Source organism: Gemmobacter caeni (genome assembly GCF_003054195.1).
GTDB lineage: Bacteria > Pseudomonadota > Alphaproteobacteria > Rhodobacterales > Rhodobacteraceae > Gemmobacter > Gemmobacter caeni.
Genome location: NZ_QBKP01000011.1, coordinates 1 through 23,210, shown reverse-complemented (window position 1 = coordinate 23,210; position 23,210 = coordinate 1). Strand labels below are relative to the sequence as shown.

Sequence of the window (23,210 nt, the reverse complement as noted above, 5' to 3'; positions counted from 1 at the left end):
GACCGCCTAATATCCGGCTGGCGGCTTGCCCGGTGGAGTATCTGCCTTTTGCGCGGTCTCCGCAAGCAAGGCCGTGACGAGTTGTCGCCTCAGACGCGCCCATTCGGCTGTCAGCCGCGCATGATGCACTGCCATGCGCCCGCCAGACCGCGCGGCGCCTTCGGCCTCGGTCAGTTGCGCGCAAATCCGCTTTGCCCCCAGCAGGGCACAGGCCCCGTTGAAGCGATGCGCGGCCTCTGCCAGACGGGCACCTTCGCCCACTGGCCCGTCCAGCAAGGTGAACAGCTGCCGGGCTTCAACATCAAGCTGATCCAACGTGTCCCGGCAGGCTTCGGGCGTCAGGAAACCGCGCAGTTCTGACGCGATGCGGGGATCGAGTGTGGGCAGCGCACTTTCGGCCTCGGGGCCGACACCGGCCCGCAGGATATCGGTCAGCCGGGCAATGGTGATGGGTTTGACCAGAATTTCGGTCAGACCCGCCGCACGAATGCGGCGCAGGTCTTCCGGCAGGGCATGGGCGGTCACGGCGATGATGCGCGATGTGACCCCCATCGCCCGCATCTGGCTGGCCATGCTGAGCCCGTCCATGCCCGGCATGCTGACGTCGGTCAGGACCAGATCGAACTCGCCTTCGCGCACGGCCTGCAGGGCGGCTTCGCCACTCTCCGCCTCCTGCACGCGCTGGCCCAGATGTTCCAGCATCGCCCGTGCCACCGCGCGGTTGGTGGGATGGTCCTCGACCAGCAGGACATGCGACGCGGGCAGATCCGCCGTATCTGGTTGGACAGGCGGCAGCGGCATCACGCCGCCCCGCTGCGGCGCCTGCATCCGGGCGGTGAACCAGAAGGTGCTGCCCGCCCCTTCGCGGCTGGTCACGCCGATCTCGCCCTGCATGAGTTCGACCGACCGGCGCGCGATACCAAGGCCAAGCCCGGTCCCCTCGACCCGCCGGTCATATCCGCCGTCAAGCGTTTCAAACACGTCGAAGATGCGGCCCAGCTTGTCGGCGGCGATGCCCGAGCCGGTATCGTGCACCTCGACCCGCACCAGCCGCGACGGGCCTGCGATATGCACCCGCAGGACAATGTGGATCGTGCCCTGACAGGTGAACTTGGTGGCATTGCCCAGAAGGTTGCGCAGGGTCTGCACGAAGATGCGCCGCGGGCCGGAGACCTGCGCCACATCGGCGGGCGGCAGGTCAAGCACGATCCGGTTGCCCGTGCGCTGCGCCAGTGGCCCCATCTGTTCGGCCAGATCCTCGATGACCGCGTTGAGATCGAAGGTCATCTCTTCCGCGCGCAGCGCCTCGGCATCGAGGCGGGTCAGTTCCAGAACGTTGTTGATCTGGTCCAGCGCCGATTGCGCCCCTGATTCCGCGATGCCCAGATACCTGCCCTGCACCGGGGTCAGGCTGGTAGTCTGGTGCAGCAGATCCAGCGCGGCAATCACCCCGTTGAGCGGCGTGCGCATCTCGTGGCTCATCACCGCCAGAAAACGCGACTTCGCCTCTGCCGCATCCACGGCGGCATCATGCGCCTCGCGCAGATCGCGCTCGGCCCGCACCAGATCCGAGATGTCGCGCAGGAAGGCAAACAGCACCGGCGCGCCGTCACTGTCGCGGTCCTGCGCGACGGCCAGTTCCAGCGTGACCGGCGTGCCATCGGGGCGGCGGGTTTCCAGCGCGATCCGGCCGGGCGGCAGCTCGCCCCGCAGCATCTGCCCGACCGGATCGACCAGCGTTGCGGTCTCGTCCCCGTCGTCTCGGACAGAGCGCGCCCTCGGCAACAGGCTTTGCAGATCGGTGCCGACAATGCGGTCGCGCGGCAGGCCGAACAGACGCTCTGCCGCAGGATTGACGCGCAGGATGCCCCCATCCGGTCGCGCGGCGATCACCCCGTCAAGCGATGCAGCCAGCGTCTTTTCCAGGGTCGACCGCGTCCGCCATTCGGCCCGGCGCTGAGTATAAAGCTGTTGGGACAACAGCATCATCATGGCGCTGACACCCAGCAGAATTACGATCAGTACCATCGCGAGCAACGCGCTGCGGGTCATCAGCGCGCCCAGCTCGGCCCGGCGCTGGGTATTGGCCTCAACGATTCCGGCCAGTGCCTCGACCACGAAGGGCCGCATGAAACCGGCCAGGCGGTCCGCCATCGGCTCGATCCGGGTCAGCGACGGTCGCAACAGATAATCCGGCACGTCGATCTGGCGCGTGAGATTGGCGCTTTCGCGCACGATCATGCGCCAGTTCCTGCTCTGGCGCATCTGGTTCAGCGCCGCCGACTGGCGCAGATACCCGTCGATCACCTTCAACCGGCTGAGATAGATGTCAAACGCCCGGCGCAACTGCGGCAGGGATTCGGGATCATCGGGAAAGCGAATGGCCCGGTTCAGGGCCATGCGGGCTTTCAGTTCCTCGACCTCAAGCTGCGCGAAAAGCCAGCTTGTATTGTCAGATTGCGACACACGCGCATCGTCCAGCCGCAGGCTGATCTGATAGGCGTTCACTGACAGCAGGCCCAGCCCCAGCAACACCAGCGGCAACAGCACCACAGCCAGAAGCCAGCGCGGGGCCCGCCCGTCAGGGGGTTCCTGCCCCTCGCTCACGGCGTGACAGCAGAAATGGCGATCAGTTGCCACACGCTTGAGGCATAGATGATTTCATCCTGATAGCGGATGTCGCTGTCAAACGGATACATCACCCACAAAGGGCCATTGTCGCGCACCGTAAATTCCGCGCCATTGATCCGGGTTGCGATGATCGGTGCCTTTTCCTCGATCTCGGCCCATTTGAGGTCAATGGCGTAATCGTTCAGCGCCAGAAGCTGCACATCCCCGCCCTCGATTCCGCTTTGTTCCAGAACAGCCTTCAGCGGCGGCCCGGTAAAGGTGGTCGGCTCTTCGGTCCAGATGGTTCTGGTGGTGAAGCTGACCTGCGGCAGCACCTCCAGCGCCGCGCGGTCGAAATCGTGCTGCGCGCCATCGGCAGCGGTCACCGTCAGCAAGACATCTTCCTGCCCGGCCGCCACGGCAGCGAAGGCACAAAGCGACAGGCTGGCCCCCAACAGCACGTTTCGCGCGGGCAACATCCGGGTCATGGTTCCAATCCGAAAGCAAAATCCGACCGATCATATCAACCCCAAGGAAAGTCCGGCAGCCCCAAAAGGCCAACCCATACTTAAGGTCAGTCAGACCGCACGGGTGCCCTGGCCGGGGCCCGGAACGGCAATGCTCGACATCCGCAGGGGTTCGCCACATGATGCCGGGGCTGCGGGCCAGGCACCGGACCCCGGACCACCGGCCAGATGCATCGGAGGGACACCTATGCTTATCCCGGTCGTGGCCAGTTTCGGGGCACTGCTGGTTCTGGCCACACTCTGGCTGCGCCTGTCCTTCGCGCGGCTGGCCCGCCGGGGTCACGAGACTGATCCCCCGGTCGGCACCTTCGCCTCCCCCCTGGCGGACCAAGTCGCGGCGCTGCACCTGCCGGAGGCACGATCCGGCTTCACCCTGCTGAGGGACGGAACCGAGGCATTTGACGCGCGGCTGGCCCTGATCAAGGCCGCGCGGCGCAGTCTCGATCTGCAATACTACCATTGGGCCGATGATGACTCGGGTCGCCATCTGCTGCACGCCTTGCAGGCGGCGGCAGATCGCGGCGTACGCATCCGCCTTCTGATCGACGATTTTGGCGCACAGGGGCTGGACCCGGCGCTTGCCGCGCTGGCCTCGTCGCCCGGCGTGGCTGTGCGGCTGTTCAATCCCGCGCTGCTGCGGCGCTGGCGCAATGTGAACCTCGCGCTGGATTTCGGCAGGCTGAACCGGCGCATGCACAACAAGGCGCTGGTGGCTGACGGGGATTGCTGCATCCTTGGCGGGCGCAACATCGCCGATGAGTATTTCGCCGGGAACGGGCAGTATCACTTCATCGACTTCGACGTGTTCGGGCTTGGCCCGGTCGGGCAGATGGTGACCGAGGATTTCGAACGTTACTGGACCGCACGCGCGGCAATCCCCGTGCGGCATCTGGTCTCCGCCCGGCCGATGCCCCCGCCCGCCGCCCGTTCCGACGCCGCCACGGGAGAGGCCACGCCGGTGGACGCACTTCTGTCGGGGGCACTCGTCCCCGCTATCGGCGGGGTCGAGGTTGTCAGCGACGATCCTGAAAAGGTTCTGGGCCGCGCAGGGTTGCGGCGGCTGGCCATTCACCGGATCAGCGAGCTTCTGGCACAACCACAGAGCAGTCTCGATATCGTTTCGGCCTATTTCGTGCCCGGCGGCGCGGGCCTGCGGCGGCTTCAGGCGCTGGCGCGGCGCGGGGTGCGGGTGCGCATTCTGACCAATGGCCAGCAATCCACCGATGTGACCATGGTGCATTGCGGCTACGCGCGCTATCGCCGCAGACTGCTGATGGCAGGGGTCGAGATTGCTGAACTGAAGGGCGGCGAGGGGCTGGAGCCTGAAAGGCGGCGGCTGGGTGAACGGCTGCGCGGCACCCCAAGCCGCAACAGCCTGCATGCCAAGACCTTCGTTGTGGATGCGCGTCGGCTGTTCGTCGGGTCATTCAACCTCGACCAGCGGTCCATGTATCTGAACACCGAAATCGGGCTGATCATCGACGCCGCCGATCTGGCGGCCGAGTTCACCCGGCTTCTGGAAAGCGAGATGCGGCAAAGCGTCTATCATCTTGGCCTGCGCGAAACACCGCGCGGGCACCGGCTGATCTGGCGCGAGGATCTGCCGGAAGGCGGGGTGGCCGAACATGACAGCGACCCCGGCACATCGGCGCTCAGCCGTCTTTTGCTGCGTCTGGCGGGGCGTCTGCCGATAGAGTGGCTGCTCTGACCCGCGCGACCACAGGCAGATGGTCGGAACTGCGGCGCGCCAGCGGCGTGTCATGCACCGCAGCCCCGAGCAGTTCCAGCCCCTGCCCCGCATAGATCCGGTCCAGCGCCAGACGCGGAAAGGGTGCGGGAAAGCTGGCCGCCATGCCGGGTGGCCCAAGCTGTTCGTCCAGGGCGGCAAGCGACCGGCTGGGCCAGCGGCGCCATTCATTCATATCTCCCAGCGCGATGACCGGCCGGTCGGCATCCGTGGCCAGTTCGGCCAACAGCCGCGCCTGCCGCTGCCGCGCCGAGGCCAGCAGGGACAGATGCGCCGCGATCACCCGCAATGGCCCGAGGCCCGCCATCTCCAGATCCGCGACCAGCGCCCCACGCGGATCGGGGCCGGGCAGATGCAGAACATGCACCGCCTCGATCCGCGCCGCCCTGACCAACAGGATATTGCCGTGCCAGCCATGTGCCGCACCGCCCAGCCGCTGCGGCACATCCACCGGCAAAAGCCCGGTTTCCGCCGCCAGCGCCGCCGTATCAAGAACACCGCGACGCTGCCCGAACCGCCGGTCCGCCTCCTGCAAGGCCACGATATCGGCGCCCAGCGTGGCAATGACCCGCGCCGTGCGATGCGGGTCACGCCGGAAATCGGTACCGATTCCCTTCTGCACATTGTAGGTGGCGACGGTAAGGACAGGGGGCTGCATGGCTGATGCTTGCCCCGCCAGAGGCCCGGATACAAGGGTCATCCCGCGCCCCGCGCGGCCCTGGCAGTTCAGCGGCCTGTCACAAATCTCGGACACAGCCGTCAACATCCCATTACACAAAGGCCTTAGGACGCGGTGAAACCGACAAGACAGGGGACACCCGATGAAAACGACTTTTGCGATGGCGGCAGCGCTGAGCCTTGCCGCACAGGCGGCACTGGCCGATGCGACCCCGATCACCTGGTGGCACGGCATGGGCGGCGCGAACGAGCAGGTGATCAACCAGATCGCCGAGAAATTCAACGCGGCCCAGCAAAGCTGCGCGATCACCCCGGTTTCCAAGGGCACCTATGAAGAGGCGCTGGCCTCGGGTATCGCGGCCTTCCGCTCGGGCGAGCAGCCGAACGTCATCCAGATCTTTGACGCGGGCGCCGCGACGATCATCAATGCCAAGGGTGCGACCATTGCGGCCGAGGACATCCTGACCCAGAACGGCCACAGCTTCGACCGCGATGCCTTCATTCCGGGCGTGCGCTGGTTCTATGCCGATGCCTCGGGCAAGTTTATCGGCATGCCGTTCAATTCCTCCGCGCCGATCATGTATGTGAACGACGAGGCGCTGGCCAAGGCCGGTGTGACCGCGCCGAAGACCTGGGCCGAGTTCGAGGAAGTGGCGCCGAAGCTGAAAGAGGCGGGCTATATCCCGCTGACCGCCAGCCAGCTGACCTGGATGTTCTTCGAGAACTTCTTCTCGCGCAACAATGTCCAGATGGCGACCAATGCCAATGGCTACGACAGCTTTGACGGCACCGAACTGCGCGCCACCGCGCCGGAAATGATCGCCTTCTGGACCCGCGTGAAAGACTGGCACGACAAGGGCTGGCTGGGCTTCTACGGCGCGGGCTGGTCGGACAACCAGAAGCCGTTCGAGGAAGGCAAGGTCGCGTTCTGGATCGGCTCGTCCGGGTCGTTCGGCGGGCTGTCGAAGACCGCCACCATGCCGTTCTCGGCCGATTTCATGCCCTATGACGAAACCGTCGCCGACGGCAACAAATCCTCTTTCATCGGGGGCGCCGCCCTGTTCGCCTTCTCGGGCAAGCCGGAAGCTGAGAACAAGTGTACCGCTGATTTCTTCAGCTTCCTGACCTCGACCGAGATTCAGGCCTTCTACCATCAGGCCACCGGCTATGTCGCCATCACCACCGCCGCCTACGAGAAGTCGAAGGCCGACGGCTGGTATGACCAGCATCCGCAGGCCGAAGTGGGCATCAAGCAGCTCATGCTGCCGCAAGGTGAATGGTCGAAAGGCTATCGTCTGGGCTTCTATCCGCAGATCCGCGTGATCGAGGAGCGCGAGTTCAACAAACTGTTCTCGGGCGAAACCACTGTCGAGGACGCGTTCAAGGCCATCGAGACTGAAGGCAACGAGTTGCTGGCCCGTTTCGCCAAGACCTCGGGCTAAGGCCCGCCGTGCTTTCTTGCCGGGCCCATGTCGATGGGCCCGGCTTTCCGCATTGATGACCCTGCGAAAGCGCCGATGACCGATGTGACCCAACCGACCGGCGCCGCCCGCCCGCGACGCAAACCCCGGCGCCCGGCCGAGCCGGCAAAACGTGTGCAGTTCGACCGGCCGCTGCTGCCCTGGCTGTTCCTTCTGCCGCAACTGGCGGTGATCTTCGTGTTTTTCTATTGGCCTTCGGCGCAGGCCATCACCTCGTCCTTCTATCTGGAAGACCCGTTCGGCTTTGGCGCCAGCTTTGTCGGGCTGGACAATTACCGCGACGCGCTGGGATCTGCCGAATATCGCCGCATTGCTGGCTTCACCACACTGTTCACCGCCCTTGTCACCGCCCTTTCGCTGGGGCTGGGCCTGTTGTTCGCCGTCAAGGCCGACAAGGTGATCCGGGGCCGGTCCACCTACCGCACGGCGCTGATTTCCGTCTATGCGGTGGCGCCGCCGGTTGCCGGGCTGATGGGGATGATGCTCTTCGACCAGCATATCGGCCCCTTCGTGACGCTGGCCGCACAGTTCGGCTGGAACATGCAGGTCGGCATCAATTATTGGGATACCGCCTTCGCCATGATCCTCGTCTCGGTCTGGAAGCAGGTGCCCTACAACTTCATCTTCTTCCTGTCGGGGCTTCAGGGCATCCCGGCCTCGGTGCGCGAGGCGGCGGTGATCGACTGCAAGAACGGCTTCACCCGGTTCCGGACCGCCATCCTGCCACTGCTGGCGCCGACCGCCTTCTTCCTGCTGATCATCAACATCACCTATGCGCTGTTCGACACCTTCGCCGTGATCGACGTGATGGTGAAGGACAAACCCGCCAACAACCCGATCACCCTTGTCTACAAAGTCTATAACGACGGGTTCCGCGGCAATGACATCGGCGGATCGGCGGCGCAATCGGTGATCCTGATGGTGGTCGTGCTGGGGCTGACACTGGTGCAGTTCCGCTGGCTGGAACGCCGCGTGCATTACGGATGACCCCATGAACCGCGTTCGCCCCTTCGACCATTTCGTCCTGATCCTCGGCACGCTGTTCATGGTGTTGCCGGTTGCCGTGGCCGTGATGACCTCGACCCATACGGCGGTCGAGATCCACAGCCACGGCCTGTTCCTGACCCCCGGCGGCCACGGGGCCGAGACCTATGCGACCGTGCTGACCCGGCAGGGCGGCTTTACCGGGCAGGTGACCGGAACACGCATGATGATGAACTCGCTGATCCTTGGCATCGGCTTTGCGGTCGGCAAGATCGTGCTGTCGATGGCGGCGGCCTATGCGCTGGTCTATTTCCGGTTCCGCTTCGCCAGCTTCCTGTTCTGGATCATCTTCACCACGCTGCTGCTGCCGCTGGAGGTGCGGATCATGCCCTCCTATCAGGTGATGTCCGATCTGGGCCTGCTGAACAGCTATACCGGGCTGATCGTGCCGCTTCTGGCCTCTGCCACCGGCACCTTCTATTTCCGGCAGTTCTTCAAATCCGTGCCCGATGAATTGCTGGAGGCGGCGCGGATCGACGGCGCCGGGCCCTTCAAGTTCCTGATCGACGTGCTGATCCCGCTGTCGCGCACGATGATGGCGGCCATTTTCATCATCATGTTCGTCTACGGCTGGAACCAGTACCTCTGGCCGATGCTGATGACCACGGAAGAGCGGTTCTTCACGCTGATGCGCGGCATCAAGCAGATCCTGCAAGTCTGGGTCGGCAGCCAGATCCCTGATTACAACGAAGCCTTCGCCCTTGCCATTCTGGCCCTCGCCCCGCCCGTTCTGGTGGTGGTGGTGTTCCAGCGCTGGTTCATCAAGGGCCTGACGGAAAGTGACAAGTGATGGCCTCCATCGACATCAGCAACGTGTCCAAGACCTATCCCGGCGCTTCGGCGCCTTCGGTGTCCGACATCAACCTGTCGATCCGCGATGGCGAGTTCATCGTGCTGGTCGGGCCGTCCGGCTGCGGGAAATCCACGCTGCTGCGCATGGTGGCCGGGCTGGAGGATATTACCGGAGGCGAGGTGCGCATCGGTGACCGGCTGGTGAACGGGGTAGACCCGGCCGACCGTGACATCGCCATGGTGTTCCAGAACTACGCGCTTTACCCGCATATGACGGTGCGCGAGAACATGGCCTACGGATTGAAGAACCGCCGCACGCCCCCGACCGAAATCGCGACCCGCGTGGCCGAAGCCGCCCGCATGCTGGAGCTTGGCCCCTATCTGGACCGCAAGCCGCGCGCGCTGTCGGGCGGGCAGCGGCAGCGCGTGGCGATGGGCCGCGCCGTGGTGCGCCAACCCGCCGCTTTCCTGTTCGACGAGCCGCTGTCGAACCTCGATGCCAAGCTGCGCGTCTCGATGCGCGGCGAAATCCGGCGGTTGCAAAAGCGTCTGGGGACCACCTCGCTTTATGTGACCCATGACCAGCTTGAGGCAATGACGCTGGCCGACCGGCTGGTCGTGCTGAATGCGGGCCGGATCGAACAGGTCGGTGCCCCGCTGGACATCTATCACACCCCTGCGTCGACCTTCGTGGCGAGCTTCATCGGTTCGCCCGCGATGAACCTGCTCGACGCCGAGATTCGAGGCACGCGGCTTCATATCGGCGGGGCAGATCTGCCCCTGGGCGTGAATACTGCCGCGCAAGGGCAGGTGACCGCCGGTGTACGGGCCGAAGACCTGTATCTTGCCGCCGACGGCCTGCCCTTCCGCGTCGATTTCATCGAGGAACTGGGCGCGCAGCGTCTGGTACATGGCCATGTCGAGGGCCAGCCGCTGACGCTTGCCGTGGCCCCCGATGTGGCACTGTCCGACGCGGTTCATCTTGCGATCCGCGCTGGTGCGCTGCACCTCTTCGACACGGCGTCGGGCAAGCGCCTGCCCGCCTCCGGCACGGGCGCGCGACCGGCGCGTGCCACGGAAGAGATGGCGGGTGCAACCGCCCGTCCGCTGCTGTAACCCCCGCGCGCACCCAGGCGATCTGCACCGGGCGGCGACATCGGGAAACGCGTCAGGCAGTGCAGGCTGACTATGGTGCCATCCTGAAGGGAAAGCACGTGGGCGACTGCCGATCCGGTCAGGCGACTTCGGGCAGAAGCCGGCCGAAGATATAGGTGCTGCACCCCGGATCGAAGCCGATGATTTGCAGGCCCGCCTCAAAGCGGCTTTGCATGGCCAGGCGACCTTCGGTGCGGGCAGCGCGGGCGGCAGCTTCGTCACTGCGCAGCAGCCTGTGAAAATCCGGCACCACGGCAACCCTGTCCTCGGCCCGCACTTCGGGGCGCCCTGTCACGAACAGTTCGGCGACCACGCGGTCACTTTCGACGCCGCCCTGATAGCTGCCACCCGATCCGTAGTAATTGACCAGATAACCCGTGCCAAAGGCCCCGAGGTTATTGATGTTGAGATTGGCATTGCGCGTCATCAGCGGGTCATAGGTCCAGCGGATGCGGCGAATGCCGCGCGACTGGCACCAGTCTTTCTGATAGGCCTTCAGCGCCACGCCCAGCCCCTGCCCGCGATATTCGGGCAGCACGGCAAGCCGGTGGCTGTGCTGCACGGCGGGATCGGCAGTCGGAAACCCGAAGACATACCCGGCCAGCCGCTCCCCGTCGAAGGCGCCGGCGACAATGCCCCCCTCGGATTGGACCACCATCAGCAGGTCCGGCGGGTCCGCCAGATCATCCATCCCCCAGACAGAGTGTTGCAGGTCATAAGCGGCCTGAAACTCGGCCAGACCGTGCAGGTCGCGATAGGTGATCATGCCGGGAACGCCTGAACCGAAGTCGAGATGCTGTCCAGGAAATCCCAGTCCATCGTGACACCGATCCCTGCCCCATTCCGCGGTATCGGCATCAGGCCGTTTTCCGTTTCAAGCTTTTCGACCACAATGTCGCGCTCGAAATAGCGCGACGATGACGAGGTGTCGCCCGGCCGCGAAAATTGTTCCAGCGTGCAAAGGTGGATGTTATGGGCCCGGCCGATCCCGGCCTCCAGCATGCCACCGCACCAGACCGGCACGTCATGGGACAGGCACAGGTCATGCACCTGTTTGGCAACGGTATGGCCCCCCAGTCGCCCGACCTTGATATTGATCACCCGGCCCGCATCAGAGACCAGTGCCTTGCGGCAGTCGGGCAGCGTACGGATGCATTCGTCCAGACAGATCGGGGTTCGCAGCGCCGCCTGCAGCCGCACATGATCATGCAGGTCATTCCAGGCCAGCGGCTGTTCGATATAGTCCAACGCATAGTCATCCATGCGACGCAGCACCGGCATATCGGCCAGCGTGTAGCAGCAATTCGCGTCGATGGTCAGGTGAGTATCGGGAAAGTCCGCGCGCACCGCATCGAGCAGCTTCAGGTCATGGCCCGGCATCACCTTCAGCTTGATGCGGCGATAACCTTGCTGCACATGAATCTCGACATCCCGCAACGTGCGCGGAATATCCTTGATGCCCAGTGAAACACCCACCTCGATCTCGGACCGGGTGCCGCCCAGAGCCTGCCACAGGGGCAGCCCCTGCACCTTGGCCCACAGATCCCAGAACGCCATCTCGACCGTCGCCTTGGCCATCTGGTGATCTCGCCAGGGCCGGAACAGACGTTCGATTTCCTGCGGATTGGCAAAGCTCTTGCCCACGACCTGCGGCAGGAACACGTCGCGCAGCATCATCATGGAAGAGGCGAGCGTTTCGGGCAGGTAATCGGGCAGCACATCGGCGACGCCCTCGGCATAGCCCTCGTGTCCGCCGCCGCGCAGCACCAGAATCGGCATGACCTTCCGGACCATGGTGCCCGTGGCAATGGTGAAGGGTTGCAACAGTGGCAATTCAATCAGCCGCAACTCGGCCGAGTCGATCACCAGAGGTTCGCGGAGAGGCGAAAGCGGCATGGGTCTTCCTTTACGAAACGGGGTTTCCCGCGACGGGTTTGGCCGGGTTCAGGCACTCGGGATGCACGGTACTCCGGGCGCGCCGACCGGCTCAGAGAAATCCATTTTTAGTTTACGGTCAAGATTGACCGAATGTTAGTTTGCTGTCATTGTCGATTCCAAGCGGACTGAAGCACTGAGCAACCGCAGGCGCGGCCCTTTCGGCAAAGGGACGCTCCGGCCCTTGAACGCCTTGGGGAAGCCGATGGAACAAGCCGAAGGAACAGGCCTGCACGCCCGGCTTGAGGCGATTCTGGGCACCGGCACCCCGGTTGAACGCGCAATCGCGGCCTATCTGCTGAACCATATAGCCGACCTGCCATTTGAAACCGCAGCCAGCCTCGCCGCCCGGATCAGGGTTTCGGAAGTGTCGATCGGGCGCCTTGCACGGGCTCTGGACTATCGCAACCTGAAAGAGATGAAAGAGGCGCTGAAGGCTGAGGCTGATCTGAAGGCGATTGCCGCCGTCAGCGACAGCCCCTGGCTGAAGGGGGTGGCACTGGCCGAACGCTTTGCCCGCAGCGAGGGCAGCAAGGCCGATGGCGGCACCGCCGCGCTGGAGCGCGAAATCCATGCCGTCATGCGCAACCATGAAACGGCGGCGGGGCCAGAGTTCGCGCGGTGCGCCCGGCGTCTTGCCACGGTCGGCCATGTGCAGATCGCAGGCTTCCAGACCGAACGCGGTCTGGCGCAATACATGGCCCATAACCTGAGCTATCTGCGCCCGCGTGTCACGTCGCTGGCCCTGGACAGCGGCCATTTTGCCGAGGTGTTTCTGGATGAGCCGGCGAACACCGCGCTGGTCATCATCGAGACGCGGCGCTACTCGCGTCTTGCCTATGATCTTGCCAAGGCAGCCAGGGCACAGGGCATTCCGGTGACATTGATCACCGATCCCTATTGCGGCTGGGCGACCGAGGTCGCCGACGAGGTGCTGCGGGTCGAGACCGATTTCAACCATTACTGGGATGCCACCGGCCAGATTGCAGGTCTGATCAACCTGCTCGTCGACCGGATCTTCGGAGAGCTGGGCCCCGGTATCGAAGCGCGCCTGAACGCGATCAGCCGCCACTATCAGCAATTCGTGGGTCACCAGAGGTGACGCTTTAACAAAGCCGGCCGGCCTGAACCGGAACCGGCGTCTCAACAGGAAGGAAAGTCCGTATGAAATCCCTTGGAAAGTTGCTGCTTGGAACGGCCCTTGCCGGTGGGCTGATGGTGCCCGCACAGGCACAGGACGTTGTTGCCGTCCTCTCGCAGAACGAGACGGGCGCCACCTCGTACAATCCGGTATCGGCGACGCTGCTGTCGGTTGGCGCCTGGCTGATGTATGACCGTCTCGTCGCCAAGGACGAGAACCTGCAATATGTGCCGAACCTCGCCGAAAGCTGGGAAGAAGCGCCGGATGGCATGACCTGGACCTTCAAGCTGAAGCCCGGTGTCACCTTCCACAACGGCACCCCGTTCACGGCGCAGACCGTTGTCGACTGGCTTCCGCTGTATAAGGGGTCCGAGAACGAGTATCTGTTCGACGCCATCGACCACGCCGAGGTGGTTTCGGATACCGAAGTCAAATTCGTGATGAAACGGCCCGAGCCGAACCTGCTTTACAACCTGTCGACGGTCTATGCCTCGATCCCCGATCCGGCCGCCTTCACCGAGCTGGGGGAGGAATTCGGTGTGGCCGAGGTGGTCGGCACCGGGCCGTTCAAGCTGGACAGCTTCGAGATCGGCAATCAGACCGTTCTGCTGCGCAATGACGATTACGCATGGGGACCGGGTGATGCGACCGGCCATCCGGCCAAGATCGAAACGCTGACCCTGCGGGAAATCGCCGAAGCCTCGACTGCGTTCCTTGAACTGAAGACCGGCGGCGTCGACATGCTGATGAACGTGCCCACCGATTTCGTGGGCGAGGTCGAAGGCAGCGGCAATCTGAAATTGCTGGAACTGCCGGGCACCGATCTTGTCTACATGCCGATCAACGTGACCAAGCCGCCCTTCGATGACATCAAGGTGCGCGAGGCGGTGGCCTTTGCCATCAACCGGCAGGAAATCGTCGAGGCGGTGTTTGGTGGGCGGGGCAAGGCGGCCGATGGCTTCCTGATTTCGGCGCTGCCGGAATCGCAGATCGCGCCGGAATACCGCATGACCTATGACCCCGAGCGCGCCAACAAGGCACTGGATGACGCGGGCTGGGCGAAAGGGGCTGACGGCATCCGCGAAAAAGGCGGCGAGAAGCTGAAAGTGACGCTGTGGACCCAGTCGGACAGCATCTTCCGCCGCCTGTCGGAAGTGGTGCAGGCGCAGCTGAAGGCGGTGGGGCTTGAGGCCGAAATCCTGACCTTCGACAATGCGGCGATCCGCGACCAATACAAGACCGGCGAACAGCAGCTGGCAGTGCGCACCTATCTTTGGGACAATGCCGACATCCTGGAGTGGTTCTTCAGCGGCGAGCGGCTTTATTATCCCAACATCTCGATGCTGAATGATCCCAAGGCGGAAGAGCTGAAGGCGGCGGCGATGACGGGGGCCAAGAACTCGGCCGAACGCGAGGCGAACTTCAGGGCTTATCACGAGTATATCAACTCGCTGTATCCCTATGCCCCGATCTACGAGCCGGTGCAGTTGATGGGCTACAATACCGACCGCGTGACCCTGCCGGAACCGCTTCATGCTGCGCGCTTCAACACGCTGGGCTTCCTTCAGCTTGAAGTGAAAGAATAAGCGCAAGATGCTGGGCTTCGCCATCCGACGCATCCTGATGCTGGTTCCGGTGTTCCTTGCGGTGTCGGTGATCATCTTCCTGATGATCCACATGCTGCCGGGTGATCCGATCGACAATCTGCTCAGGATCGGGGCGGGGCCCGATCAGCGGGCGGCCCTGACCGAGAAATACGGCCTCGACCGCCCGCTGTACGAGCAATACCTCTACTGGATCGGCAATGTGGTGCAGGGGGATTTCGGCAATGCCATCGTGCAGCGCCGCCCCGTGGCCAGCCTGATCGGCCAGGCCCTGCCCTATTCGCTGACACTGGGCGGGCTGGCGTTGCTGGTCTCCACCGTGCTGGGCATCACGGTAGGCATCATCGCGGCCAGCTTCAAGGGAAGCTGGCTGGATCAGGGACTGATGGGCGGGGTGCTTTTTGGGTCCATGCTGCCGAATTTCTGGATCGGGCTGCTGCTGATCCTTGTCTTTTCAGTATCGCTGGGCTGGACCCCGGTGTCCGGTGCCCGTGGCTGGGAAAGCCTGATCCTGCCCGTGGTCACCATCGGTCTGGGCGGCACCGCACTGGTGGCGCGGGTGACGCGGGTGGCGATGATCGACGCGCAGGGGCGCGACTTCGTGATGCTGCTGCATGCCAAGGGCGTGCATCCCGTGGTCATCCAGTTGCGGCACGTCCTGCGCCACGCCCTGATCCCGGTCGTCACCATTCTGGCGCTGCGGATCGGCTGGATTCTGGGCGGGGCCGTTACGGTAGAGGTGGTGTTTGCGCGGCCCGGCCTTGGCTCGCTTCTGATCAAATCCCTGAACCAGCATGATTATCCGGTCGTTCAGGCCTCGCTGCTGATCCTCGCCATGGCGGTTCTGCTGGGCACCCTGCTGGGAGACCTGTTGCAGGCCGCCATGGACCCGCGCATCCGGGACAATCTGAAATGACCGTGACCGCTCCTGTTTCGGGCCTGCTGCCCGCGCTGCGCCGCTCGGCCCCTGTCCAGGCTCTTGCAAGCTGGAAAGGCGGTGTGGCCGGCACCTTCCTGATCCTTGTCGTGCTGGGCGCCCTTTTCGCACCCTGGCTGACGCCCTACGGCTTTGACGTGCAGAACCTGCCGGGAGCCTTTCAGGCCCCCAACCTCAGCCACCCCATGGGCACCGATGAATTCGGACGCGACGTGCTGACCCGCATTCTTTACGGCGCGCGGACCTCGCTGTCGGTCTCGGCGGTGGCCATCGCAATTTCGCTGTTCTGCGGCATGGTTCTGGGCGCCAGCGCCGGATACTTCGGCGGGCGTTTCGACCGCGCGGTGATGGTCGTCGTCGATCTGACCTGGGCGTTTCCCGAAATCCTTGTCGCGCTGATGCTGGTGGCGATCATCGGCCCCGGCACGACCGGAACGCTGGTGGCGATCTGCGTCGCCTATCTGGCGCAGTTTACCCGCCTGACCCGCGCGCAGGTCATGGCGCTGAAATCGGAAACCTTTGTCGAGGCGGCCCGCGGCATGGGGGCATCGAATGCCGCGATCCTGTTCCGCCATCTGCTGCCGAACTGTCTGGGGCCGGTTCTGGTGGCCGGGATGCTGGCGACCGGCGATGCGATCATTCTGGAGGCGACGCTGGGCTTTTTCGGCCTCGGCGCGCAGCCCCCGACCCCGTCCTGGGGCGGCATGATGTCCTCGGGGTCCGGGCTTTTGTTCAAGGGGCCGTGGATCATCATGTTCCCGGGCCTCTGCATCGCGTTGACGGTGGTGGCAATCAACATGTTCGGCGACGCACTGCTGCACAAGCTGGACGTCCGCGAACGGGTGAGGACCGCCTGATGCTGATGGAAGTCAAGGAACTCTCGCTGTCCATCGGCAAGGTCGCCTTGCTGGATCGGGTCAGTTTCTCGGTTGATCGCGGGCAGGTGCTGGGTCTGGTCGGTGAAAGCGGCTCGGGCAAATCGCTGACCGCGCTGGCGCTGACCGGCCTTGTGCGCCGCATCGGCGGCAGGATCACCGGCGGCAGCATCGCCTTTGACGGGCAGGAGCTTTCGGACCTGCCCGAACCGGCCTACCGCAAGCTGCGCGGCAAACGGATCGCCTTCATCACCCAGAACCCGATGTCGGCGCTGGATGCGCTGAAAACCATCGGCGATCAGGTTGATCAGGTCTCGCGGCTGCATCTGGGCCTGTCGCGCAAGGCGGCGCGGGCACATACCGTCGATATCCTGACGCGGCTGCGCATCCCCGAGGCGGCGACCGTAGCCCGCGCCTATCCGCATCAGCTTTCCGGCGGGATGAAGCAGCGGGTGGTCATTGCCATGGCATTGGCCGCCGATGCCGATCTCATCATCGCGGATGAGCCGACCACCGCGCTGGATGTGACGGTGCAGGCCCAGATCGTGATGATCCTTTCCGAGCTGGTGAGGAAGCGCAACATCGGCCTCATCCTGATCACGCATGACATGGGCGTGGTGGCCCAGATCTGCGACAAGGTCTGTGTGCTGTATGCGGGCCGCGTGGCGGAAAGCGGGCCTGTCGGGCAGTTGTTCGACACGCCGCGCCACCCCTATTCGGCGGCGCTGATTGGCTGCATCCCGCGCGAATGCATGGCGCCCGGTGCGCTGAAGGGCATTCCGGGCACCGTGCCCTCGGCGCTGAATTACGGCGCCGAATGCTGCCGCTTTGCCAGCCGCTGCGCCCGCGCGGATGCCCTGTGCCACACCACCCGGCCCCTGCCGCATTCGCAGGGCGCCGCCCTGGTCGCCTGTCATCATCCGCAAGGCACTGCCGCACAGCCCGAGGCCCTCGATGTCTGAACCGATCCTTGCCCTGTCGGGACTGACCCGGCGCTTCTCGACCGGCGGCGGCTTTCTGCGCCCTGCCCGCAGCATGACAGCCGTGCGCGGTGTCGACCTGCAAGTGGCACGCGGTGATATCGTGGGTGTGGTGGGCGAAAGCGGCTGCGGCAAATCCACCCTTGCCCGTCTTGCCATGCGGCTGCTTGAGCCAAGCGATGGCACGATCCGTTTCGAGGGGCAGGATGTGACCCATCTTGGCGGGCGGGCCCTGAAATCCCTGCGCAAGAAGCTGCAAATGGTGTTTCAGGACCCCTATTCCTCGCTGGACCCGCGATACACCGTGCGCGACTGCATCAAGGAGCCGTTCCGCGCATTGGGAGAGCCGGTCCCCCCCGGCCGGGTCGAAGACCTGCTGGATCAGGTGGGCCTGCCGCGCAGCTTTGCCGAAAGCTATCCGCACCAGATGTCCGGCGGCCAGCGCCAGCGTGTCGGGATCGCCCGCGCACTGGCCTATGCACCCGATTTTGTGGTGCTGGATGAACCGACCGCCTCGCTGGATGTCTCGATCCAGGCGCAGATCATCGCGCTCTTGCAGGATCTGCACCGGCAGCGCGACCTGACCTATCTGTTCATCAGCCATGACCTTGGGCTGGTGCGCTACTTCTGCTCACGCATCGTGGTGATGTATCTGGGGTCCGTGGTCGAGGTGATGGAAGATCCCCATGCCGCGCCGCGCCATCCCTATACACGGGCACTGATGGAATCCTCCTTCGTGCCCGACCCCGAAGCCCGCGCCACCATCGTGCCACTGGAGGGCGAGATCCCCTCGCCCTTCGCTCTGCCGCTGGGTTGCCCCTTCGCCCCACGCTGCCCCCGCGTGCAGGACCGCTGCCGCAGCGAACTGCCGCAACCCACGGCCACCACCATCGGCCGTGTGAGCTGTTTCAACCCAATCGAGGCCTGATGTCATGTCTTTCCATATCCTGACTGCCGAGCTGATCCAGGAATGCAGCACCTTCAATACGGGCCGCACCGGGCTTGACGAATACCGGGTGGAGATTCTGGCCACCGGAACCGAGGCCATCGCACAGCGGCGGGAAGGCCGGGCCGAACTGAAGGGGTTTCTTGATGTCGCCGAGGCCGAGGGCTGGCAGGTGACGCATGCACTTTCGGCAACCGCGACCCCCGGCCCGATTGTCACCGCCGAGGCCTTCGAGCATCTGGCGGGCATCATCACCGATGCGGCCCGCGCGCAGAAGGGCCGCATCCACGGGGTTCTGCTGGGCCTGCACGGCGCCATGGGCGCAGAAGGGTTTGACGATCCCGAAGGCGAGCTGATCACCCGCTTGCGGGCGATCCTCGGCCCGGATCTGCCCATCGGCATCACGCTGGACCTGCATACCAATACCACGCCGGAAATGGCCGCCGGGGCCAATGTGGCCGTTTCCTACAAGACCTACCCCCATATCGACCATGTCGAGACCGGCGCGCAGGCAGCCCGCGTCCTGAAGCGGTTGATGGAGGGCAGTGCAAAAGGCTGCACTCTGCGGCTCAAGTTGCCAATGCTGGACGAGGCGAATGGCGGGCGGTCGGATGTGATGCCGACGATGGAATTTTACGACCGCGCCCGCCGCTACGAAACCGAGCCGGGTATCCTGGCGGTTTCGGTCAATGCGGGCTTTGCCGATGCCGATATTTTGGAAGCCGGGCCATCTGTGCTCGTCAGCTATGATGAGCTGACCGCCGGTGCCGCTGCGCGGGCACAGGAGATCGCCCGCGATCTGGCACAGTCGATCTGGGAGGCGCGCAATTCCTGCGTGAACCGCTTCCTCAGCGTGACGGAGACCGCTGACTATGTACGCGCCTTCAAGCCCACCCGTCCCGGCCCGCTGGTGATTGCCGATTTCGCGGACAATCCCGGAGCTGGCGCCTACGGCGATGCCACCAACCTTCTGACCGGAATGCTGGATCTGGGGCTGGAGAATGCGGCCTTCGGCCCGATGATCGACCCGGAAGCCGCTGCGATCCTGCACCAGTCTCAGGAGGGGGACATCGTCACCCTCGCGGTCGGTGGCAAAAGCGACCCGCGTTTCGGTGGCGACCCGCTGATGCTGACCGGCGAGATCCGCCACCTCTCCGCCGAAGGCCTGCTGGTTGGCGACGGGCCGGTGATCGGTGGCATCACCTTCCGGTTCGGCAAGACCGCCGTGCTGCGGGTGAACGGGGTCGATATCCTGATCGTAACCGAGCGCGGCCAGGCCTATGACCTGCAACAGTTCAAGGCTTTCGGCATCATCCCCGAGCAATGCTCGGTGCTGGGCCTGAAGTCGCAGCAACACTTCCGCGCGGCCTTCGAGCCCATCGCAGCCGAGGTCATCGTCTGTGACTGCGGCGCCATCGCCTCACCGGATTACAAGATCCGCACCTACACGAAGGTCCGCAGACCGATCTGGCCCCTCGACGAGATTTCCGGCACGCCTGAGTTCCGCGTCAGCTGAGAGCCGGACGCCTGCCTTTGCCGATGGCTGCAATCCCGGTGCAGATCGGGCCAAAAGCGGCTGGAATTGCAGGCTCGACGCGCTTCGCCCAGTTGGCGTGGTCGAATGTCTTTACGGTGCGGCGCTCAAATTCGATGGCTTCACCAAATCCCTGAGGGCTCCGAACCTGCCAGTTGCTGTGGCGCAGCATGGTGCTCGGAGCCCATTGCGGACACTGTCACTCAAGACTCCCCTGGCGGCTCGAAGCTTCGCGCATCCAGTCCAGCAGGGTGACCAGGGCGTCTGTCATTCGTCGCTCTTTGGGAACCGTCAGCCAATAGCTCCCGAGGGTGACGGTCGTGGCGAAGGGCCGCACCAGACGGCCTGACCGAACATGACGCTCGAACATCGGCACAGGAAGCAATGCAACTCCGAAGCCACTGGCAGCAAGGTCTCCAAGCCCGATCGAACTGTCCAGAACCGGCCCCGTCAGTGAGGGACATCTCTCACCCGCCTGCGCGAACCACGCAGGCCACTCATCGACACGATAGCTTCGCAGAAGCGTGTGACGGGACAGGTTTGCCGGGGTTTGCAAGTCCGTCCCGGGCATGCAGAACGGTGTCATGGGCGCATCCATGATATGATGCGCCTCAATCCCTGCCCATCGGCCTTCGCCGAGCCCATGACGCTGGTGACGGAGCGCCCTCGCGCCAAGCGGTGCGGGGGCGTTTTGCTGATCGGCATGGGGATTTGTAGCGCGACAAAAATACCGGGCCAGCAACTGAAGGCAGAGCTATGCTCCAATTGCATGCCTCCACACCCCATTGGCTCCGTTGCTGATGCTCAGCGCCATGTGGAAGACGACCCACATCGGCCCTTCGCCTGCATCAGGCAATACTGCGGCACGGCCCGTTAAACCGGGCATTCGCTGTGTTTGCCTAATCTTGGTGCAAGCGAGGTCAACCACTGCCAGGCGACGTCGATCTTAACCCCGGCTGCGCTTACGGCTACCTTGGAACCAGTAGGCTCGAAAGCAACGGTGTTCGCGCTGATCGTCGGTCCCACAGCGAAGGGTCGCAAAGGCACCAGTTCCGAAATGCCGAACAGGCTGTTCGAGGCAGTCGAGCGCAACCTCTGCCCCTACGGCCTGCTTCCCCTTGAAAAGCTGACGGCGCTGTCAACGGGCGAAGGGCTGATCCAGAAGGTCCGTGACCCCTATTCGTGGACGACTGGTGACAAGGAACACAACGACCCCGGCGTCTTGGACAAGCGCCTCCTGTGCGACATCAGCGAGTTCGCGGGCGTGTTGGCGCAGGGGCGGCGCGAGGGGGCGACCCTCAGCACGGTGCTGCGAGATGCCTTTGACGGGGTGATGTTGACCACACCTTCCGCCACCGCCTTCCGGCGTGCATCTGATAGCAGGGCTGGGAGGGGATATCGCGCAGTTCCTGCCGATATGTCGCCCATTGGGCCTGTTTGGCGGGCGTGAGGGGGGCATCGGCCAACTGCGTCCAGTCGCTGTCGCTCAGCAACTGATCGCGCTGCTGAAGAACATCGACATCGCTGCTGATCGCTGAGCCGAACATGAAGCCGATATGGCCGGTGGCAGGCGTCACCAGCATGAGCGCCGTCCATGACCCGCTGGGTTCGGGCGGGTTCTCAAGGATCTGGGCCGCAAACTGGAAATTGACCATGGAGGCCTCTGGCACCACCATGGCGGTGTCAGATCCGCCTTGCGACGACACGTCCTCGGCGGCGCAATCGCCATAGCGCAGCACGGCATATTCGTCGCCCGAATAGGGATCTGTCGGATCATAAACGACAAATGCGACCATGGTTCACCTCTGGAACTGGACTGCGGAGAAATAGCGCCGGAACACCCGCATATTGGCGTTCCAGCCAGCTGTGACCGACGGGTCCGGCTTGCGGGCGCGGATACCCCTCGGCGACACTCACCCGGCCATCCAGCGCCTGCACCGCACTGGCCGTCGCACTGGCCACGCCGCCCACGCCGGTCAGGCTGGCCTGCAGTTCCGTGATGGCACTGGCCTGCGCCGCATCGGCCGAGATCCGCGCCGTGCGTTCGGCCACCAGCTCCGCCCGGCTGGCCCCCGGCGAGGGACGGCCGATGGCGATCCAGTCGATCTCGATATAGTTGCTGCCGTCGGGTGCCGATGCCAGATCCAGCCGGATCTGGTCGAGCAGGCCCGCCCAGTCCGGCGTGACCGTGATATCCGTGATCCCGTCGACCCAGACCGGCTCGGGGATGGCAAGGCTGCGCCCGGCGCCCCAGCCCTGACCGGCGGCCTGCCACCACAGGATGCCCGTCCAGCCGGGTGACCCGACCCGCCTGAGCCGCGCCCGGACCTGCGAATAGACCTGCGTGTCCACGGCAAGCCCGCCGGGCGAGGCGATCCACGCCCCGGCGCCGGTCGGCGGGCGCAGGTATCCGCCCGCCGCAGCGGGCGCCGAGGGGGATCCGGTCCAGCCTTCGGCCGTCGTGTCGAAGTACCAGATCTTCGCATGGTCGAACTGGGTATTGGTGCCGACGGAGACGGCAGCGATCTGCTGGGCCAGCGCATTCTCGCCATCGACCCGGGCCGTATCCACCGCGAGGATCTGCGCCCCGAGGCTCTGGCCCTCCGCCTCCAGAACCGTGACCCGTTCGGCAATGGCGCCGGTGGCGCTGGCCCCGACCGTGATCCGCTCGTCGAACGAGGCGGCATAGCCCTCGACCACCACGCCGATCTGGCGCCGCAGCTCCTCGCGGGCGCTGTAGGACTGATAATCCAGCTCGGCCACATAATCGCGCAGCGCCTGCATCGAGCGGGCCAGATCGCGGTAATGCTGCGCGGTGGTCAGGGCCAGATCCCCCCGCGCCGCCGCCTCACCAGCCAAAGCCGCCGCCTGCGCCGCAAGCCCGGCCGCCTGCGCGGCCTGGGCGGTGGTGAGACCGGCCACCTCCGCCCGCACATCGTCCAGCGTATCGTCGACCAGATCCAGTTCGGTGCTGACCCAGCCCTGCAGGTCGGTCAGCTGCCCCAGAAGTTCCGCCCGGACATCATCCAGCGCCGCATCCGCCTGATCCAGCCCGCCGTCGATCCACTGCTGCAGGTCATCGAGCTGGCCGAGGAGTTCCGTCTCCAGCTGCGACCAGTCGAGATCGGTGGGGCCGAGCTTCAGGCTGGCGGTGGTGGCGCCGAGCCAGCCGGTCCAGGCGGTCTTGCGGCCCGAGATCAGCCGGGCGCTGACCTCATAGGCGG

General features: G+C 64.6%; 21 protein-coding genes. 12 read left to right on the top strand and 9 right to left on the bottom strand.

Features of this window, described 5'->3' with window-relative positions:
* Window positions 1–6: 6 nt before the first annotated feature.
* Both C8N34_RS16280 and C8N34_RS16275 read right to left on the bottom strand, forming a co-directional pair.
* A complete protein-coding gene (locus C8N34_RS16280) occupies window positions 7–2,607 on the bottom strand; it encodes a hybrid sensor histidine kinase/response regulator (protein ID WP_108129676.1) in 2,601 nt (866 codons plus the stop codon).
* Entirely contained in the window at window positions 2,604–3,098 is a 495-nt protein-coding gene (locus tag C8N34_RS16275) for a putative pterin-binding protein (RefSeq protein ID WP_158640716.1), read from the bottom strand. The genes C8N34_RS16280 and C8N34_RS16275 overlap by 4 nt, the downstream gene beginning before the upstream one ends.
* Before the next feature lie 226 nt (window positions 3,099–3,324).
* Between C8N34_RS16275 and C8N34_RS16270 the strand changes: the two genes are divergently transcribed.
* Window positions 3,325–4,845 (top strand): phospholipase D-like domain-containing protein, encoded by a 1,521-nt coding sequence (locus C8N34_RS16270; RefSeq protein ID WP_158640717.1) that lies wholly within the window; start codon window positions 3,325–3,327, stop codon window positions 4,843–4,845.
* Here C8N34_RS16270 and C8N34_RS16265 read toward each other — a convergent pair.
* Complete coding sequence (locus tag C8N34_RS16265) at window positions 4,790–5,542, bottom strand: endonuclease/exonuclease/phosphatase family protein (RefSeq protein ID WP_108129673.1); 753 nt, start codon at window positions 5,540–5,542, stop codon at window positions 4,790–4,792. The genes C8N34_RS16270 and C8N34_RS16265 overlap by 56 nt on opposite strands.
* A 163-nt stretch (window positions 5,543–5,705) precedes the next feature.
* Between C8N34_RS16265 and C8N34_RS16260 the strand changes: the two genes are divergently transcribed.
* The 4 genes from C8N34_RS16260 to ugpC all read left to right on the top strand — a co-directional run bounded on the left by C8N34_RS16260 (window position 5,706) and on the right by ugpC (window position 9,995).
* Window positions 5,706–7,004: an extracellular solute-binding protein gene (locus C8N34_RS16260; protein WP_108129672.1), complete on the top strand. Its 1,299-nt coding sequence runs from the start codon at window positions 5,706–5,708 to the stop codon at window positions 7,002–7,004.
* A 75-nt stretch (window positions 7,005–7,079) separates the two neighbouring features.
* Window positions 7,080–8,030, top strand: coding sequence for an ABC transporter permease subunit (locus C8N34_RS16255; protein WP_108129760.1), 951 nt, complete (start codon window positions 7,080–7,082; stop codon window positions 8,028–8,030).
* Between the two features lie 4 nt (window positions 8,031–8,034).
* Window positions 8,035–8,877, top strand: coding sequence for an ABC transporter permease subunit (locus C8N34_RS16250; protein WP_108129671.1), 843 nt, complete (start codon window positions 8,035–8,037; stop codon window positions 8,875–8,877).
* On the top strand, window positions 8,877–9,995 hold the full coding sequence (ugpC, locus tag C8N34_RS16245; RefSeq protein WP_108129670.1) for a sn-glycerol-3-phosphate ABC transporter ATP-binding protein UgpC: 1,119 nt from the start codon (window positions 8,877–8,879) through the stop codon (window positions 9,993–9,995). Before C8N34_RS16250 ends, ugpC begins: the two co-directional genes overlap by 1 nt.
* A gap of 118 nt (window positions 9,996–10,113) precedes the next feature.
* On the opposite strand, the gene C8N34_RS16240 is transcribed toward ugpC, so the two are convergent.
* Together C8N34_RS16240 and menC are read right to left on the bottom strand one after the other, a co-directional pair.
* Window positions 10,114–10,800 carry a GNAT family N-acetyltransferase gene (locus tag C8N34_RS16240; protein WP_108129669.1) on the bottom strand — a complete coding sequence of 229 codons (687 nt, stop codon included), beginning with the start codon at window positions 10,798–10,800 and terminating at the stop codon, window positions 10,114–10,116.
* Window positions 10,797–11,930: an o-succinylbenzoate synthase gene (gene menC, locus C8N34_RS16235; RefSeq protein WP_108129668.1), complete on the bottom strand. Its 1,134-nt coding sequence runs from the start codon at window positions 11,928–11,930 to the stop codon at window positions 10,797–10,799. Before menC ends, C8N34_RS16240 begins: the two co-directional genes overlap by 4 nt.
* Window positions 11,931–12,174: 244 nt before the next feature.
* Between menC and C8N34_RS16230 the strand changes: the two genes are divergently transcribed.
* The 7 genes from C8N34_RS16230 (at window position 12,175) to C8N34_RS16200 (ending at window position 19,968) form a co-directional block, all read left to right on the top strand.
* Window positions 12,175–13,071: a MurR/RpiR family transcriptional regulator gene (locus C8N34_RS16230; protein ID WP_108129667.1), complete on the top strand. Its 897-nt coding sequence runs from the start codon at window positions 12,175–12,177 to the stop codon at window positions 13,069–13,071.
* Between the two features lie 62 nt (window positions 13,072–13,133).
* The gene (locus C8N34_RS16225) at window positions 13,134–14,696 is read left to right on the top strand and encodes an ABC transporter substrate-binding protein (protein ID WP_108129666.1); all 1,563 of its coding nucleotides are present in this window, start codon (window positions 13,134–13,136) and stop codon (window positions 14,694–14,696) included.
* Window positions 14,697–14,703: 7 nt separating this feature from the next.
* Window positions 14,704–15,630 (top strand): ABC transporter permease, encoded by a 927-nt coding sequence (locus C8N34_RS16220; RefSeq protein WP_054301908.1) that lies wholly within the window; start codon window positions 14,704–14,706, stop codon window positions 15,628–15,630.
* Window positions 15,627–16,508, top strand: a complete 882-nt coding sequence (locus C8N34_RS16215) for an ABC transporter permease (RefSeq protein WP_108129665.1) — start codon at window positions 15,627–15,629, stop codon at window positions 16,506–16,508. The genes C8N34_RS16220 and C8N34_RS16215 overlap by 4 nt, the downstream gene beginning before the upstream one ends.
* Entirely contained in the window at window positions 16,508–17,488 is a 981-nt protein-coding gene (locus C8N34_RS16210; RefSeq protein ID WP_108129664.1) for an ABC transporter ATP-binding protein, read from the top strand. Before C8N34_RS16215 ends, C8N34_RS16210 begins: the two co-directional genes overlap by 1 nt.
* Complete coding sequence (locus C8N34_RS16205; protein ID WP_108129663.1) at window positions 17,481–18,434, top strand: ABC transporter ATP-binding protein; 954 nt, start codon at window positions 17,481–17,483, stop codon at window positions 18,432–18,434. Before C8N34_RS16210 ends, C8N34_RS16205 begins: the two co-directional genes overlap by 8 nt.
* Before the next feature lie 4 nt (window positions 18,435–18,438).
* Window positions 18,439–19,968: a M81 family metallopeptidase gene (locus tag C8N34_RS16200; protein WP_108129662.1), complete on the top strand. Its 1,530-nt coding sequence runs from the start codon at window positions 18,439–18,441 to the stop codon at window positions 19,966–19,968.
* Here C8N34_RS16200 and C8N34_RS25975 read toward each other — a convergent pair.
* The 4 genes from C8N34_RS25975 to C8N34_RS26410 form a co-directional block, all read right to left on the bottom strand.
* On the bottom strand, window positions 19,961–20,158 hold the full coding sequence (locus tag C8N34_RS25975) for a hypothetical protein (RefSeq protein ID WP_145693636.1): 198 nt from the start codon (window positions 20,156–20,158) through the stop codon (window positions 19,961–19,963). The genes C8N34_RS16200 and C8N34_RS25975 overlap by 8 nt on opposite strands.
* 27 nt (window positions 20,159–20,185) lie before the next feature.
* On the bottom strand, window positions 20,186–20,728 hold the full coding sequence (locus C8N34_RS16195) for a LysR substrate-binding domain-containing protein (protein WP_277878252.1): 543 nt from the start codon (window positions 20,726–20,728) through the stop codon (window positions 20,186–20,188).
* A gap of 556 nt (window positions 20,729–21,284) precedes the next feature.
* Entirely contained in the window at window positions 21,285–21,782 is a 498-nt protein-coding gene (locus C8N34_RS16190) for a phage tail assembly chaperone (RefSeq protein ID WP_211317733.1), read from the bottom strand.
* The coding region (locus C8N34_RS26410; protein WP_211317732.1) for a hypothetical protein at window positions 21,760–23,210 on the bottom strand (1,451 nt) is incomplete at its 5' end. The genes C8N34_RS16190 and C8N34_RS26410, both read right to left, overlap by 23 nt.

Coding starts and splice junctions, on each gene's coding strand:
- C8N34_RS16275 (WP_158640716.1), bottom strand. CDS start 3,098: ATGACCCGGATGTTGCCCGCGCGAAACGTGCTGTTGGGGGCCAGCCTG.
- C8N34_RS16270 (WP_158640717.1), top strand. CDS start 3,325: ATGCTTATCCCGGTCGTGGCCAGTTTCGGGGCACTGCTGGTTCTGGCC.
- C8N34_RS16265 (WP_108129673.1), bottom strand. CDS start 5,542: ATGCAGCCCCCTGTCCTTACCGTCGCCACCTACAATGTGCAGAAGGGA.
- C8N34_RS16260 (WP_108129672.1), top strand. CDS start 5,706: ATGAAAACGACTTTTGCGATGGCGGCAGCGCTGAGCCTTGCCGCACAG.
- C8N34_RS16255 (WP_108129760.1), top strand. CDS start 7,080: ATGACCGATGTGACCCAACCGACCGGCGCCGCCCGCCCGCGACGCAAA.
- C8N34_RS16250 (WP_108129671.1), top strand. CDS start 8,035: ATGAACCGCGTTCGCCCCTTCGACCATTTCGTCCTGATCCTCGGCACG.
- ugpC (WP_108129670.1), top strand. CDS start 8,877: ATGGCCTCCATCGACATCAGCAACGTGTCCAAGACCTATCCCGGCGCT.
- C8N34_RS16240 (WP_108129669.1), bottom strand. CDS start 10,800: ATGATCACCTATCGCGACCTGCACGGTCTGGCCGAGTTTCAGGCCGCT.
- menC (WP_108129668.1), bottom strand. CDS start 11,930: ATGCCGCTTTCGCCTCTCCGCGAACCTCTGGTGATCGACTCGGCCGAG.
- C8N34_RS16230 (WP_108129667.1), top strand. CDS start 12,175: ATGGAACAAGCCGAAGGAACAGGCCTGCACGCCCGGCTTGAGGCGATT.
- C8N34_RS16225 (WP_108129666.1), top strand. CDS start 13,134: ATGAAATCCCTTGGAAAGTTGCTGCTTGGAACGGCCCTTGCCGGTGGG.
- C8N34_RS16220 (WP_054301908.1), top strand. CDS start 14,704: ATGCTGGGCTTCGCCATCCGACGCATCCTGATGCTGGTTCCGGTGTTC.
- C8N34_RS16215 (WP_108129665.1), top strand. CDS start 15,627: ATGACCGTGACCGCTCCTGTTTCGGGCCTGCTGCCCGCGCTGCGCCGC.
- C8N34_RS16210 (WP_108129664.1), top strand. CDS start 16,508: ATGCTGATGGAAGTCAAGGAACTCTCGCTGTCCATCGGCAAGGTCGCC.
- C8N34_RS16205 (WP_108129663.1), top strand. CDS start 17,481: ATGTCTGAACCGATCCTTGCCCTGTCGGGACTGACCCGGCGCTTCTCG.
- C8N34_RS16200 (WP_108129662.1), top strand. CDS start 18,439: ATGTCTTTCCATATCCTGACTGCCGAGCTGATCCAGGAATGCAGCACC.
- C8N34_RS25975 (WP_145693636.1), bottom strand. CDS start 20,158: ATGCTGCGCCACAGCAACTGGCAGGTTCGGAGCCCTCAGGGATTTGGT.
- C8N34_RS16190 (WP_211317733.1), bottom strand. CDS start 21,782: ATGGTCGCATTTGTCGTTTATGATCCGACAGATCCCTATTCGGGCGAC.